Here is a 16,375-nt window from a genome sequence, read left to right on the forward strand (position 1 = left end):
TATTGTTTCGATTTTAATAAATTCGACAATTATTCTATTAGTAACGCGGGTTTTGAGTCAAGTTCTTATTACCATTGATGTCATCAGCCGGAATAGGATACACGTTGAAGAAATCTTCCACGCTCTTGCCTTCGGCTACACCACCCTTGAAATCCCAGAGGTACCCATCACCTGTGAAAAGGCCAAAACGAATCAAGTCACTGCGACGACGGCCTTCCATATAGAACTCACGGCACCATTCGTCAATGATATATTGTTCGGTGATGGTGGCTGGAGTAGAAGCGCCTGCACGGTCGCGCAAAACTTTAATATCATCGCGAGCCTGCTGTGGGTCACCGCTCAAACGGAACTTAGCCTCGGCACGGGTCAGATACATTTCGGCATAACGAATCAAAGGAATGTCCACATCAGGGAATTCATTGTGTGAGGTGGCTGCACCATCTGTGCGGATATTGCTCCATTTCACGATAGAAAGACCGGAATTGAAGCCTGCAATCTGATCGGCCTGCAATTTGCGGAGTCCGCCACCGCAACCGGAATAGAACAATGCACGGTCATCATTCGCTTTCGCCTGCACATCTTTGGTTGTAGTACCTGCCGCCTTATCAAGCGCAATAATATCAGCTTCGGTAGCATCTTTGGGAGCAGCCTCAGTAGCAAGCGGACAATCCTCGATAGTAGAGAAGAATTTCTTAACCAAAGCAGCACGAGAGAAGTTACAACTCCAGCCGTTGGAAGTACCTATATAGGGCATTCCGGTGATACGAGTGGAACTTACCAAATAGTTGGCACCACTATAACACTTTGTCTTGGCACCATCTTGGCGAATGGGTAGAATGATTTCTTTCATGGCTTGTACGTTCTGATCGTTGTCGGCCATAAATACCTGTTCGTAGCCGGTATAGCCATTCTTCTCTGCTTTAGAAAGCTCGTATTTTCCATCAAGCAAGTTACAATAGTCGATAGCCTTCTGGTAATCTTTCACGGCACCTTTAGTATAAACCTCCGAGTTCAAGGCCAAACGGGCGTGAAGCATATAAGCAGCTCCCTTGTCGGCACGGCCAAAATTGGCGGAATTATTGAACTCACCCACTTCAGCAAGCTGCGGTTCTATATCGGTCAATTCCTGGTCAATCCAGTCGTAAAGGTCTTTACCGGCCTTCTCTACCGGCAACTCGTAAATGTCGTATGTAGTCTTGAAAGGAGCTTTGCCCCAAAGGTCAAGGAAATACCACAGATGAAGAGCACGCAGGAAACGAACCTCAGCACGATAAAGTTTGTAATTGGGGTCATCAGCCTTATCTTCAGTGTTAGTAAGATAGAAGTTGCAAAGTGTCACATCAAATGCCAAACGTTGGAATGTCCATTGCACACGAGGAGATGAAGCCGTCCAGTCGATATTGGTGATTTGAGGAATATCGGTGTCAGTCTGCCAAGCCCAAAGACATTCATCAGTACAGAGTTCCTGCAAATTGAATGTAGTACGGTAAAATCCACTTTCACCTTCATCACTACTGATATCGCCACTACCGGCAGGACCTTTTTGCCCTGTCAGGCCCAGCGTACTGTAAACTTTCGCCAGCAATTCCATATCTTCATAAGACGAACTGGATTGCGGGTCGATGGACGAAATATTCAAGTCGTTGATACACGACGTTGCCACTCCACCTATCAGAAGGGCGGCAAGGGCTGTTTTCAAAAATATATGTTTCATCTTTATATACATTTAACGGATTAGAAATTCAGGCTCAAGCCAATTTGAATACTGAAAGGACGTGGATAAGGATTGGAGTCGATACCGCTTGCCACTTCAGGGTCGATACCTTTGTACTTGGATATAATGAATGGATTTTGAGTAGTAACGAATGCACGGCCGGAACATGTTTCATGACCTGCGACCTTGAACAGTGCGGGGAAAGAATATCCCAAAGTAATGTTGGAGCACTTCAAGTAGGAAGCATTACGTACGAAATAGTCACTCAAATAGTTGTCGTTGCCGGCTCCTACACCTGTAAAGCCCAATGCCACAGCTTCGGGAGTAGAGTTGTGCAGAGCACTGTTGGAATACAGACCAGACTGGCTGACCACTGCACGGTTGGACAAAAAGTCATAGTAAACATAGTTACCGAGGGAAGCACGGAAAGACATGCTCAAATCCCAATTCTTATAGAGGAATTTAGTGGTAAAGCCCATGATGACATCGGCAGAGGGTTTCTTGTAGAAATAGCGGTCGCCATTGTCAATACGTCCGTTACCGTCACGGTCCACATACATACCTTCAATGGGTTTGCCATTCTCGTCATATACTTGCTGATACACAAAGAATGAATTAGTCGATTCACCTACAGTATTGGCCTGGATCAAAGTATTGTTACCACGACCGATCTTATCTCCGGCCCATGCATAATAGCCGGCTTCACCATCTACCAGGTCAGTAATCTCATTGTGATTCCAAGCGACATTATAGCTTACATCCCAAGTGAAATCTTTTGTAACAATGGGTTTTGCATTGATGGAGAATTCCACACCATAATTCTTCAACGAACCGATATTCTTGGTCAACTGAGAACCGAACTGCATACCAACAGGAATAGTGATGGAGTTCAGCAAATCCTTCGTTTCACGATAGTAACCATCAATATTAGCAGTGATACGGTTGTTCAAAAAGCCGAGGTCGAAACCAGCATTATAAGTAGTAGTAGTCTCCCACTTCAAGTCGGGGTTATAAGCCGATGGACGCATTGTACCATAGTAAGTATCACCAAAGGGATACTGGGCAAAAGAGTCGCTTGAAGTATAATGAGTTTCATAACCGAAGTCAGTTTTGATATCCTGCTGACCGGTCATACCCCAACCCAGACGAAGCTTAAACTCGTTCCACCAGGTAAGCTTTTTCATAAATGTCTCTTCATTGATTTTCCATGCCAATGCCACTGAAGGGAAGTAACCCCATCTGTTGTCATCAGAGAAACGAGAGGAACCGTCGGCACGGAACGTAGCCGTAAGCATGTATCTGTTGAGTAAAGTATAGTTCAAACGGCCGAAGTAAGAAACCAAAGAACTGTGAGTGGCCCATGCCTGTTCTTCTCTCAGCTTAGCGTCATGAGGTTCACCATTGTAAGGGTCGGTACCCTGCCCGTAGTCATAACCACTGCGGTGGAAATGGCTCTCTTCACCACCAACCATAATGTCAAAGTTATGTGCACCGATTTCTTTCACATACTGGGCATAAGCATTGGCAGTGATACTATATTTATAAGTCTGAGTCACGCCGTTCCAACCGTAGTAGTTGGGGCTATAAGCATATTTAGAAGTTATATCGTCCTGCTTGCTCTCTGTGTACTGACCTCCATAACTTGCATGCAGACGCAAATCCTCAAAGCCATGTACCTTATAATCCACATCAAAATTACCCGTAAAGTCATTGGCTACAGCTTTCGTTTCTTTGAGCATCAGCAGAGCCAAGGGATTCTGGGGAGCGTTGGGGTTATTAGTATATTTCCACTCGGGATTGAGGTCCTTGGGTGCCTGCGTATGCTGGAAATAGCCGCCAAAGAAAGGAGCACGCTCATCATCAGCGTCGAAATAAACAGGCTGCGTAGGATCCATTGAGAGGGCTGCTCCTATCGCACCGCCTGCATCAGCATAACGGTCTTTTTCGTACATATACTTGGCATTAATCTTCAAATTGAGATGATTGTCAAAGAAAGAGGGAGAAAGGCTCAAGCCGACATTGGCACGACGCATCCAAGAGGTTTCGACGATACCGTCAGAAGAATTATATCCCACACTCAAACGGTAAGGCATGTTCTTCAAACCGCCGGACACCGATACATTGTGGCTGTGAGAGATGGCTGTACGGAAAATCAAGTCCTGCCAGTCGGTATTGGCCTTGCCCATACCGACTTCACCGGCTTTGTCGCCCCACATGTTATTAATAAGATCGCGGAATTCATCGCCATCAAGCACATCATACTTTTTCTGGACCATAGAGATGGTCATGTCACCATTGTAGGATACTTTGGGAGCAGATCCGCTCTTACCTTTCTTCGTAGTAATGATGATAACGCCATTGGATGCACGGCTACCATAGATGGCAGTGGCCGAAGCATCCTTCAAAACGGTGAAAGTCTCGATATCGTTCGGATTGACCATCGCCAAAGGATTACTCATGCCTTTCGGAGTTTCGTTATCGATAGTCAAACCATCGATTACAATCAGCGGGTCATTAGAAGCATTCAGAGAAGAACCGCCACGTACACGAATCTGCGCACCGGCGCCCGGGGTACCTCCCGCAGTGATAACGTCCACACCGGCAACTTTACCGACCAACATATCCTGCGCATTGTTGGTGATACCTTTACTGAGTTCATCCGGTTTAATAGCAGTAACCGAACCAGTCAAGTCATCTTTCTTAGTGCGGCCATAGCCCACAACAACAACTTCGTCCAGCAATTCGCTATCTTCTACTAAAGTTACGATGATACTGGGAGCCGCAGCCACTTCCTGAGTTTTATAACCGATGAAAGAAATAACCAAAGTGGAACCCTTCGGAACATTTAATGAGAAATTACCATCCAAATCGGTAATAGTACCATTTGTAGCATTCCCTTTTTCCACTATACTCGCGCCTATCACGCCACCCAAGGCATCTTTCACATGCCCTTTCACAGTGATGTTCTGTGCATAAGCGCCTACAGACAAGAATAGCCCTAAGATTAGGGTAAGAATCGTTTGACAGATTCTAAGATTAACTTGCTTCATGCATTTAATAAATTAAAGTTAACAATATTAATTACCTATATATATTATTCGAAAAATAATTTTCGTACTTTCGCTTTCTAACGTCTTTCAAGTACCCAAAGCATGACGCAACAAAAATATGCTTTATTACCTTAGTAAAGTATAAAGAGAGTGTAAAATGTGGGAAACGAACAGTGCAAACGATTGCATGCGGTTGCACAAGATAGAAAAATCACTTGATATATCATAATACAGCGCTTCTCTCCACTCTACATGTGGCATTCTTGCACATAACATATATGTTTATTCTGCTAAAGTACAGAGATTTTCACCGCCTAACGGCCGTTAGGCGATTTGTCGATGGCCGTTGACAGATCGCTTTACGGCCGTCAACAAATCGCTTTACGACCGTTAAGTACTACACAACATCAAGACAAAACAAAAGAAACACAAAGCTTTTACTGAAGAAATGCCATGCATGTATAAACCAAGCAACATACTTTCAGGATATGAATAACGTGTCTGCACAATATTAATATGCCATTAACACGATATTAACAAAATGGCCGACATGATATTAACTTGTTACATTACAATAAGTTAACATCATGTCGGCCCTAAAAACAGAGGTGGAAGCAAAATTTGCTTCCACCTTTTTCTGTTGCTTCCACCGCACCTCAAACACCGATGAACAAAGGGTTACAGAGCAGGTGTGGTAGAGTGGAAGCAAATAGTGCTATTTATTTCTCTGAAGTATAAAGTACCAGCTTTCCGGACTTCAATCCTTTAGCCCTTGCCTCAAACACAATCTCACCGGCTTGCTCGCCACTCTGCACAATAGCCGTCAGCTGACCGCTGAAAGCCGGCATCTTGGGCAAATGGAACAAATCGAGGCTGGTAGCATCTCCATTGGCAGCAGCACGATATTTTCCGGCACCCTTCACCGAGAAGTTTACCATGCGGCTGTCTGCCGGACAAAGGTTACCGTCCTTATCCACGACACGGACTGTGATATATGCCAGGTCCTTACCATCGGCAGACAAGCGGGTGCGGTCGGCAACCAGCTCCAGATGATGGGGCTTGCCAGCGGTACGAATCACCTTTTCTTCTGCAGGCTTACCGGAAGCATCATAAGCTACCACTTTCACTTCGCCCGGTTCATAAGGAACATCCATCCACATCAAGCGATAGCGACGCTGCAAAGCAAGGGAGTCCTGACCTTCCAAAGCACGGCTTTCATCAGCAGTAAGTTTCCGCTGTTTGCCATAACTCTTTCCGTTGACGAACAGTTCGGCACTGGGATAGCTGGTGTAAACAAAAACCGGAGTATTCTCCCCTTCCCTGCCCGGCCACGTCCAGTGCGGAAGGACATGCAAGGTATTTGCCTGCTTGTTCCATAGGCTGCGGTACAGATAGAAACGGTCTTTGGGGAGGCTTGCCAAGTCTATGATACCGAAAACGGAGCTGTGGCTGGGCCAGGAATCCGTACTATAAGGAGAAGGTTCACCCAAATAATCAAAACCTGTCCAGACGAACTGTCCGATTGTCCAGTCATAATCATCAGCCAAAGCAAAATCCTCATCGGGAAGATTCGACCAGGAACAACACTCCACATCATAACCGGAGCACTGATGGTCATCGTACATCACACTGGCTCCCTTCTGTACGGGAAATTTATAGACACCACGGGAACTTACAGTGGAAGCCGTCTCCGAACCGAGCACAATATTCTGTGGAAGAGTCTCATAAGACTCCACATAGCGGTGAGCCCGATAATTAAGACCGGGTACATCAATCATTGCCGCAAACCCGTTGGCAAGCACACAAGTCACCTGGTCCATACCGCAAGTAACGGGGCGTGTAGGGTCTTCGCGATGGCAAATATCCTGCAGGAAAGAAGCCACTTTGTAGCCCTCGGGACTACATTGGGTAGGAACCTCATTTCCTATACTCCACATTACCACACAAGGATTGTTCCGATACTGATGCAGCATATTTACCATATCCTTTTCTGCCCATTCGTTGAAATAGCGGTGATATCCATTCTCACATTTGGCAATATCCCATTCATCGAAAGGTTCCAGCATCATCATGAAGCCCATCTCGTCACAGAGTTCCACCAATTCGGGGGCAGGCATATTGTGGGAGGTACGGACTGCATCACATCCCATATCCTTCAATAATGTCAACTGACGGCGAAGAGCAGCCACATTGACAGCCGCACCCAACGGACCCAAATCGTGGTGATTGCATACCCCCTGGAATTTACGGTGCTTACCATTTAGGAAGAATCCCTTATCAGCTATAATCTCAATACTGCGGATACCAAAACGCGTGGTATATTCGTCAGTCTGTTTGCCATCTACATAAATCTTAGATACTGCCTTATATAAATAAGGTGTCTCAGGAGACCACAGAGACGGAGCATTTATCAGAAAATTCTGCTCAAATGGCTGTCCGTGATTAATTTTCCGGCTATTATCCTTACGGGCTACTATCTTACCGTCCGGCGCAATAATATCAGTAGAAATACGAACATCCGCATCACCGGCATTCCGTATTGTAGTACGCAGACGCACGGAAGCGTATTCAGCAGAGACATGCGGTGTGGTGAGCTGTGTACCCCAAACCGGAACATGGACACGTTCCGTAGTAACCAGGCGGACATTGCGATACAATCCCGCCCCCGGATACCAACGGGAGGACTGGGGTCTGTTTTCCAGACGGACAGCCAGCACATTGTTTTTACCGTCGGCATTCAGCAAACCGGTAACATCGCAATGAAAAGAGTTATATCCGAAAGGCCAGAAACAAGCTTCTTTCCCATTGACATAGACCCGAGCCTCACTCATTGCACCATCGAAAACCAGAGTGACCTGCTTGTCTGCAGAAGCATCAAAAGCCGTACGATACCAACCGACACCCACATAAGGCAACCCTCCGGTACGCCCGGTCTTTACGGAAGCTTGCTTTTCAAGGTCTTGCGTAACCGCTACCTCCTGCAAATCGTTGTTGCGGTCGAACGGACCAAAGATGGCCCAATCATGAGGAATGGTCACTGTTTCCCACTTACTGTCGTCGAAATTTGTTTGTGTTGCTTCGGGAACATCTCCCTTGGTGAACTTCCAGTTCTTTTCCAACAATGCTTCTGTACGCTGCGCCATTGCCGCCAAGGCAAAAAAAGCGCAGCAGGAAAAGATAAGTATTGTCTTTCTCATTCTTCTTTAAAAGATTTTGTTAATATAATTATTTAAAAGCATCCATTATCACAGTGGGGCGGCCGTCTTCAGTGAATGCCCCCAGCCGATATTGGTTCGGCCTGCATTCCGGTTCCCAGTAGAACACACCCTTGCAGCGTCCGTCAGTATTCTCTTTGCACTCTTTCAGGACACGGGCCAGTTGGCGTTTCCCTTCTGCCAGTACGGAAGCACTTGCCAGGTTCCCTTTGTCGTCGGCACACTCCATACCGGTTTCCACCACCATCACATCACAGTTATACTTCGCACTTACCGCTTTGATATTTTTGATGCAGTCCGTAATAACGGCATCAGCCGCTGTATATTCCGGCTTGGCATCGCGCGACCAGTAAGGATAGAGTGACATACCTATCATATCCCACTTGCCTCCGTTCTTCTTCAGTTCGTCGAAAAACCAGTTGAACAAACCATTGTCCCATCCGTTGTCCAGGTGAACAATGACGATGGCATCGGGGCAGACCGACTTCACGGCATCATATCCGGTAGTGATAAATGCGCCGAGATTGGCCCAATTCATGGGATATACCACCTCGGAAGAAGCGTTTGCCGGAGCATCTTTCAAGTCGGATTCCTTCACGTCATAGGATGCGCCGCTCAAAGCCTTGTCTTTATCCCACAGCATGCCCGGACGGATTTCATTGCCCACTTGCACCCATTTGGGAGTGACACCGACCGCCTTCAGTTCCCGAAGCACACTCACCGTATGGTCGCTGAGAGCTTTCTTCAAGTCCGCCAGATTCTTACCAACCCATGCGGCAGGTTTATTCTGCTGGGCGGGGTCTGCCCACCAGTCACTGTAGTGGAAATCTATCATCACATCCATATTCAGCGCTTTGGCTCTTTGGGCCTTCACCACCACGTCGGCAGTATTGCACCAGTTGTCGCTCGGGTCTACCCATACACGGATGCGGATGGCATTGAGTCCCAGCTCTTTCATCAAAGCCGTACATTCACGCTTCTCGCCTTTAGCATTGTAGAAGTCGTATCCTTTGGATTCATATTCGGTGCACCAGCCTATGTCGGCACCTTTAGCAAAGTCCGTAGTAAGAGGCTCTTCCTTATCGGGAAGTCCACCTGCGTTGGGGTCTGTCTCATTATTGCTGCTGCATGCAAATACAGCAAAGGCAATACAAAAAAAGAAAGTCAAAAACTTCATGTGTTTCATGGCGTTATCTTAATTATTTCCGCAAATATAATAATTTAGCACATTTACTAAGGGATGAGGTTCCCAATAATTTGAAATCAACGGTCAATCGGCTGTACAAACCGTCTGAGCTCTTCCATTGCCGGAAGCACCTTTCCCGTATGGTTATCAAAGAGTCCACGGTTCAACCATCCCTCCGTCACAGTATTGCCACTGGCATTCTCCTCGGGAAACCACCAGAACAGCCCGGTTACATTGGCATGACGGCGCAGTTCAGCTACCAGCTCACGAGTGAAGATACGTTGCCCTTCTGCACTGACCGGATAAAACTCGGAATATTCGTCCGCACTTTTTGCCCATCTGTCATTCTCGTGCGAATAATAAGCTGCAGTCTCCACTATCATCACCTCCTTATTCGGGAAGTGGACTGCCAAAGAATCGAGCGTAGCGGCAAGTACCCCCACCGCCTTGTGCCACATAGGATAATAACTGAGTCCGATAATATCATAATCAAGCTGCTGCAGACGATTGTAGTAGGTCCTGGTTTTATTCCATTCGCCGGCTTTCTCGGTATGGATAATTATCTTTGCTTTGGGACAGACTTCACGGCAAGCCCTGGCGCCACTTTCCAAAAGTCTCACTAACAAATCCCAGTTATCACTTCCCAACGGATCGACTTTGGCAGCAGGCCACATCATCCCATTCGTTATCTCATTTCCTACTTGTATCAAATCGGGACATGCACCGGCTTCCACCATAGACCGAAGGGTGTTTTTAGTGTATCGGTACACACTGTCAGGCAATGAGGCCGTTTCGGCATCCAGCCAACAGTCCGGCATGAACTGTTTCCCCGGGTCAGCCCATGTATCGGAATAATGAAAGTCGAGCATGAACTGATAACCCATATCCTTTATCCGTTGTCCGAATTTGGTTACGTAATCCAAATCCTGGCATACTCCTTCTCCCTTATGCTCCGCGGAGGCTTTGGAAGGCTCAACGAAAAGCCGTACACGAACAGCATTCCAACCTTGTTCCTTGAAAAAGTCAAGGGGAGCAACCGGCTCTCCAACTGCATTTCTATATACAGTTCCTGCCGCCTCGTAAGAGGGGAGCAAAGAAATATCTCCCCCCAAAAGACGCTGCTGGGCATGCCCCAACAAAACTTGGAAAGCCAGCAGAATTCCTGAAAACAATACTTTTTTCTTCATATCGAATCTTACCTTATTATTTCATTAATTATTTGCTGAAGAAATGATAATAACCGTCAATGTCATTCAGGATAGCTACGTATTTGCCGGCAACTACCGGAATATTGGCACCTCCGTTCACTCCGAATCCATATGGGAAAGTGGAAGCTCCCCAGTTGGGGGTCCATCCAGCATATAAGAATTTTGCCGTGGTATCTCCACTTGTCGCATCCAACTCATACTTCCAGACATGATTGACCACACCTTCAACCGTATTTACGGGAATCATCTTCGTATCAGTACCCCAACCGTTGAAGTCACCGGAAATCAATAATCCATCATAAACATTTTTCGGTTCATCAGTGGCAACGATGGAGAGAGTGTTCTCTTTCGTGTTCAAGGAAATCTTATAATATCCACTGGCAGGAACATAAAAATCACTTCCCTCACCATCGGCATCCTTGAGACGCGGTTTGTTGAAGTCACCTCCATCAGCTCCCCACTGGTCATCCCACTCACCGGGTACCCTTACAATCTTGAAACCTTTGTCGGATGGGAAGTAACCGGTATAGGTCAATTCTCCCTTACCCGTAACATCATCATACTTGGCACCTTCCACCGGTGACAATGGAATGACTCCCGTACCTACTTCGCTTCCCCAAGAACCATCACCGATACAGCTTCCAATCAGGTACCACAGTTCCGGAGCAGCTGATACCAAAGCTACATAATAGGGAGCAACAGAAAGTTCTATGACATTTGAATAGCACTCGTAACCGGCATTCAGCCTTGCCCTCATTCTCACGTACAAGGATATCCCTTCAGCAGGCAGTTGGCTCGGGTCAGTATAATTGCCCAATTTCATGATAGCTTTGTTCACCAAATCAGCCGCCGCACCAAACTCACATACTGTGACAGAGCCGTCCATTTCGATATATGTAGCGTCATCCGCTTCTGCAGAAGTGGCGTCATTCCAGGTACCGGAGACAGAAATCTGCGCATAATACTTGACGGGAGCCGTATAACCATAGTCTGGTTGTTCATAGGTCAACCTAATGGAGTCTGTGTTAGCCAAGTCATATACACCGCCTCCCAAGGCAGGCATATTCAGTTCGAAAGTACTGGGTTGCTGTACTGTCGGATTGGAATCTCTATCATCTGTACATGCAGTGAACATCGCCAATCCCGCCAACAACAAAGTGAATAAATATCTTTTCATATTCTGTTCTTTTTTTGATTAATAACCCGGATTCTGAATTAAGTTGGAATTGTTCGCCAAATCGTTTTCAGGAAGCGCAAAAATCGCTCTGATATTGCTGAATTGCGCACCTTCATAAGTGCCTCCCATCCATTCCCATTTATAGGATGCCTGACCGGCATATTTATTGAACCGTATCAAATCCATGCGGCGGCGGCCTTCAAACCAGAATTCTCTCGCCCACTCATCACAAATATCATCCAACGTATATAGATTCTTCTGGGCAGCATTGGCACGGGAACGAAGTTCATTGATTTTCTCCTTTGCATCCGTATTAGACCCGTTCAAACGGGTAGAAGCTTCTGCATAAATCAAATAAGCCTCAGCAACACGGAAAAAAGGAAGGTCCGCATTTACATAATCGACCACCTGATTGGATTGTCCATCCGAACGGACATTACGAAACTTCACACATGCAAAACCTGCAGTCGCATCCGTTTCGTCTTTAATGGAAGCGGAAAAGCCGTCACCATAGAAAAGAGCACGGTCATCATTGGCCGGAGCTGTCATTTCCGCAACCGTCTTTCCCGAAGGAGGAGTTGCCGTATAGAACTTGTCAAGCAATTGCTTGCGGACCCGGGCGCACTTTCCCCAGCTGCAATTCGTGCCAGAAGGAATCGTAACATCCATTGTTGAATTATAAGTGGCAAGAACCAGAAAATTCATCCCACCATAGCTTTTTGTAGTAACCCCGTCAAAGAGTATCGGAAAAATGTTTTCATACTGTGCCCCATTCGTATTGTTGTCTGCCAGGAAAAGCATCTGATAGGCGGAATAAACCTCACCAGTCACCGGATTGGTAGCTCCCTCCGTACACAGATGATAATACCCGTTGTTTATCACCTTTTCTGCGTAATCCATGGCATTCTGCCACTGGGCAGTACCGGTATAAACCTCAGCATTCAAGTAGAGACGGGCCAGCAAATTCCATGCAGCTACCTTGTCTACACGCCCATAAGTATTCTGTCCCGGTTCTGCCATATCAGCCTCACACTCTTTCAGTTCTTTCTCAATATAATCGAAATACTGGGTACGTGTATAGCGTTCTGCCAATTCAGAAGAGACTTCTTCCGTAAATGCTGCGTTACCATACAAGTCCATGATGTAATAATACTGTAAAGCACGGATAAAACGGACTTCCGCACGTTGCATGGAAGACGTCCCGCCATCATCCGGAATCTGCTCCAAGAAAAAGTTACACAACGTGACAGTAAAATAAAGACGATAATATAGTCCGATAGAGAATGCGGCACTCGCTCCATAAGAATTGTGGAGCATTTCATCCATACCGGTATCTGTGAGCCATATCCAGTGTGCCTCATCCGTAGTGAGCTCATTCAAGTTCCATGCCATGCGGAAAAATTCTGAACGTCCTTCGTCCATGTCGTCAATATCCGCATTACCGCTTGGGCCGGTCTGTCCGGTCAAACAGAAGCTTGCATATATCTTGTTAAAAAGAGCATTTTGATCCAAAGTCATGGTTTGCTGCGGATTGATAGGCTTTACATCCAAATCTCCCACACAAGACGAAAACCCTATCATAAGTGTAAAGGCAGCAACCGGAATTAATGATTTCATATTGTTGAATTTCATACTATTCTTAGTTTTAAAGGATTAAAAATTAAGGCTGAGTCCGAAAATTCCCACCAGAGGACGAGGATAGATACTGCCATCATATCCACCGTTGATTTCAGGATCCAGACCTTTGTACTTGGTTATCGTAAACACATTCTGGGCCGTGAGATAAGCACGCCCGCTGATTTTCTGCCCGAACAATTTGTCGAAAGAATAGCCCAGCGTAATGTTGTCACACTTCAAGAAAGAGGCATTCTGGATGAAATAATCAGAAAGGGCATCCAGGGCATCCACTTTCTTCCAGTTCTTGGCCAGTGACATCTGAGGCACATTGTGCCATGCATTGCCCGAATAAATACCGGTAACCGACAAATCAGAACGGCTACATTCAACAGCATTATAAGCATAATTACCCAGACTGGCACGCAGCGAGAAACTAAAATCCCAATTTTTATAAATCAATTTCGAGGAAAGTCCCATCAATACGTCCGGGTCTGATTTCTTATAGAAATAACGGTCGTTGTCATTGATGATGCCATTATTGTCACGGTCTACAAATTCGCCCTCTATCGGCTGGCCTTTCTCATCATAGACTTGCTGATAGGTGTAGAAGGCAGAGACAGCTTCGCCTACGGAATATCCCTTGATTCCATTGGAACCACTATCACCAACGGCAATTCCTCCATGACGAATGATGTATTTGTCACCTGTACTCTTCACCAGCTCGTCTATTTCATTAGTGTTGTGTGTCAGATTGAATCCCAACTCCCAACGCCAATCCTTCTGCTGAATGGCTCTCCATGTCACTGCAAATTCAAAACCCTTATTATGCAGTGAACCGATATTGCTCGTCACCTTATTCTTGAAATTGGAACCGGCAGCTACATAAACATCATTAATCAAATCCTTCGTCTTGCGATAGTAATAATCAAAATTGGCAGTGATTCTGTTGTCCAGGAATCCCAAATCAACCCCAATGTTATAAGTAGTGGTCTTTTCCCAGGTCAAGTCATTATTATAGGCATCCGGACGGTAAGTGATGCCATTACCCAAAACTGGATAATATGCTCCTTCCGAATTGGGGGTATATGAAGCAAAATAGGTATAATCGCCAATGCCTTCCTGCTGTCCGGTGATACCATAACCTGCACGAAACTTGAAATCGGAAACAGCATCCACATCTTTCAAGAAACCCTCCTCTTTCACCTTCCATGCCAATGCAACGGACGGGAACAATCCCCAACGGTTCTTTTTGGAGAAACGGGAAGAGCCATCATCACGCAAGGTGAAGGTCAGCAGATAACGGTCGAGTAAAGAGTAGTTCATACGGCCAAAGAAAGAAACCAGATAGTTCTCCGTCTTGTAGAGTGTATTTTCTGACGGATTATAGATTTCACCGGCATGTTCAAGGTTCGTATCAGGGTAAGTTCCATAATAATAGTAATCTGTCTCTTTGTGGAAATGCTGCCATTCATAACCGGCCATGATATCAAAATGGTGCGCTTTCCCGAAGTCCTTCATGTACTGTGCATACATGTTCAATGACAAATTGTATGTATCTTGTGTATTCCAACCGACACGTCCATAATAATAATTGTCAAGGTCAAAACGGTTGTAATTCTTGTTGGACTTGCCGCTTGCCACATCCATACCACCATTAACATGCAAATGCAAATCCTCGAAACCATGAATCTTATAATCCAGTTCAATGTTCCCCATCAGCACTTTTGACTTTCCTTTATCCGAACGGTTATTCAGCATCCCGACGGGATTGGCTGTAGCCAAAGTATTGATGTTGTATCCCCATTCAGAATCTTTCCAGTCTACTGCTTCGGGCCATTCCCAATATCCACCAAAGTTTTTATCATAAAATTCCGTCCCGCCATAAACCGGCTTGGTAGGGTCCATTGAAGTGGCAGCTCCAATGGCATCGGTATTGGCATAGCTTGTCACAGAATACATGCCCTTTGCGTTGAAGTTAACCTTCAAATGCTCATCAAAAAGAGAAGGGGAAAGATTCACACTGGCCGTATAACGCTCAAAACTTGATGTTTTCAGGATACCTTGCTGATTGGTGTAGCCCAGGGAAACACGATAAGGCATATTTTTCAATCCACCGGAAACAGTGATATTATGGTCGGTACTGACTGCCGTACGATAAATCTCGTCCTGCCAGTCGGTATCGGCAAAAAGATGCTCGCCCTGAGCATTCATATATCCTAATGCCTGATATTCCGCACTCGCCAGAAACTCTTCATCAGAATAACCATATGTGTTCTGTACAAGTTTCATGAACTCTTTGGCATTCAGTACATCCAGTTTGTCCGTAACCATGCTGACGGACACATTACCATTATAAGAAATACGGGGTTTAGAGTTACTCTGTCCTTTCTTAGTAGTAATCAGGATAACGCCATTGGAGGCACGGGAACCATAAATAGCTGTAGCCGAAGCATCTTTCAACACAGTAAAACTCTCTATATCAGCCGGATTCACCAAAGCCAATGGATTGGACATTCCTTGCACTCCATAATTATCCATGGCAAGTCCGTCAATTACAATCAACGGGTCATTACTGGCATTCAATGAAGAACCGCCACGGATACGAATAGTGGCACTGCCACCCGGCTCACCACCATTGTTAACAACACTGACACCGGCAATCTTGCCTTGCATCATGTCTTGGGCAGATGTCGTCAGCCCCTTGTTCATTTCATCCGGTTTAATTGCCGTTACAGACCCGGTCAAATCATTTTTCCTAGCCACACCGTAACCGATGACCACAACCTCATCCAACAATTCACTGTCTTCCTGCAGGGTCACGACTACACTGGAAGCTGCAACCACCTCCTGAGTCTTATAACCGATAAAAGAAACTACCAAAGTAGAACCTTTGGGTACATTCAGTGAAAAATTACCGTCAAGATCGGTGATAGTCCCGTTTGTGGTATTTCCTTTTTCTACTACACTTGCACCTATCACTCCACCCAGGGCATCTTTAACATGCCCTTTCACAGTGATGCTTTGTGCATAAGTGCCTACTGACAAGAATAGCCCTAGGATTAAGGGCAGAATCATCCGATAGATTCTAAGATTAACTTGCTTCATGCATTCAATAAATTAAAGTTAACAATATCAATTATCTGTATATTTGTACGTAAGAAAGTATCTGTAACCAGGAGTCTATTCTTCCGCTATCAAATTCAAGTCT

The 16,375-nt window shown here is 45.7% G+C and carries 8 protein-coding genes; all 8 read right to left on the reverse strand.

The annotated features are described in order from the left end of the window. Window positions 1-37: 37 nt before the first annotated feature. Window positions 38-1,714, reverse strand: a complete 1,677-nt coding sequence (susD, locus tag DXD78_RS09395; RefSeq protein ID WP_009036582.1) for a starch-binding outer membrane lipoprotein SusD — start codon at window positions 1,712-1,714, stop codon at window positions 38-40. A 20-nt stretch (window positions 1,715-1,734) separates the two neighbouring features. After that, window positions 1,735-4,764 (reverse strand): TonB-dependent receptor, encoded by a 3,030-nt coding sequence (locus DXD78_RS09400; protein WP_009036581.1) that lies wholly within the window; start codon window positions 4,762-4,764, stop codon window positions 1,735-1,737. A gap of 719 nt (window positions 4,765-5,483) precedes the next feature. After that, on the reverse strand, window positions 5,484-7,961 hold the full coding sequence (locus DXD78_RS09405; RefSeq protein WP_009036579.1) for a glycoside hydrolase family 2 TIM barrel-domain containing protein: 2,478 nt from the start codon (window positions 7,959-7,961) through the stop codon (window positions 5,484-5,486). A gap of 28 nt (window positions 7,962-7,989) precedes the next feature. Next, window positions 7,990-9,165: a glycosyl hydrolase 53 family protein gene (locus DXD78_RS09410; RefSeq protein ID WP_009036578.1), complete on the reverse strand. Its 1,176-nt coding sequence runs from the start codon at window positions 9,163-9,165 to the stop codon at window positions 7,990-7,992. A gap of 77 nt (window positions 9,166-9,242) precedes the next feature. Further along, on the reverse strand, window positions 9,243-10,352 hold the full coding sequence (locus tag DXD78_RS09415) for a glycosyl hydrolase 53 family protein (RefSeq protein WP_009036577.1): 1,110 nt from the start codon (window positions 10,350-10,352) through the stop codon (window positions 9,243-9,245). A gap of 28 nt (window positions 10,353-10,380) precedes the next feature. Beyond that, entirely contained in the window at window positions 10,381-11,550 is a 1,170-nt protein-coding gene (locus tag DXD78_RS09420; protein WP_009036576.1) for a SusE domain-containing protein, read from the reverse strand. 18 nt (window positions 11,551-11,568) lie between these two features. Next, window positions 11,569-13,167 (reverse strand): RagB/SusD family nutrient uptake outer membrane protein, encoded by a 1,599-nt coding sequence (locus DXD78_RS09425; RefSeq protein WP_227238581.1) that lies wholly within the window; start codon window positions 13,165-13,167, stop codon window positions 11,569-11,571. Window positions 13,168-13,203: 36 nt separating this feature from the next. Then, window positions 13,204-16,272, reverse strand: coding sequence for a TonB-dependent receptor (locus DXD78_RS09430; RefSeq protein ID WP_034528579.1), 3,069 nt, complete (start codon window positions 16,270-16,272; stop codon window positions 13,204-13,206). Window positions 16,273-16,375: the final 103 nt, after the last annotated feature.

This window comes from Bacteroides sp. D20 (assembly GCF_003436255.1).
Taxonomy (GTDB): domain Bacteria; phylum Bacteroidota; class Bacteroidia; order Bacteroidales; family Bacteroidaceae; genus Bacteroides; species Bacteroides uniformis.

What these genes read in the sequence shown, in the direction of transcription:
- DXD78_RS09400 (WP_009036581.1), bottom strand. Translation starts at nt 4,764, where the DNA reads ATGAAGCAAGTTAATCTTAGAATCTGTCAAACGATTCTTACCCTAATC.
- DXD78_RS09410 (WP_009036578.1), bottom strand. Translation starts at nt 9,165, where the DNA reads ATGAAACACATGAAGTTTTTGACTTTCTTTTTTTGTATTGCCTTTGCT.
- DXD78_RS09405 (WP_009036579.1), bottom strand. Translation starts at nt 7,961, where the DNA reads ATGAGAAAGACAATACTTATCTTTTCCTGCTGCGCTTTTTTTGCCTTG.
- DXD78_RS09415 (WP_009036577.1), bottom strand. Translation starts at nt 10,352, where the DNA reads ATGAAGAAAAAAGTATTGTTTTCAGGAATTCTGCTGGCTTTCCAAGTT.
- DXD78_RS09425 (WP_227238581.1), bottom strand. Translation starts at nt 13,167, where the DNA reads ATGAAATCATTAATTCCGGTTGCTGCCTTTACACTTATGATAGGGTTT.
- DXD78_RS09420 (WP_009036576.1), bottom strand. Translation starts at nt 11,550, where the DNA reads ATGAAAAGATATTTATTCACTTTGTTGTTGGCGGGATTGGCGATGTTC.
- DXD78_RS09430 (WP_034528579.1), bottom strand. Translation starts at nt 16,272, where the DNA reads ATGAAGCAAGTTAATCTTAGAATCTATCGGATGATTCTGCCCTTAATC.
- susD (WP_009036582.1), bottom strand. Translation starts at nt 1,714, where the DNA reads ATGAAACATATATTTTTGAAAACAGCCCTTGCCGCCCTTCTGATAGGT.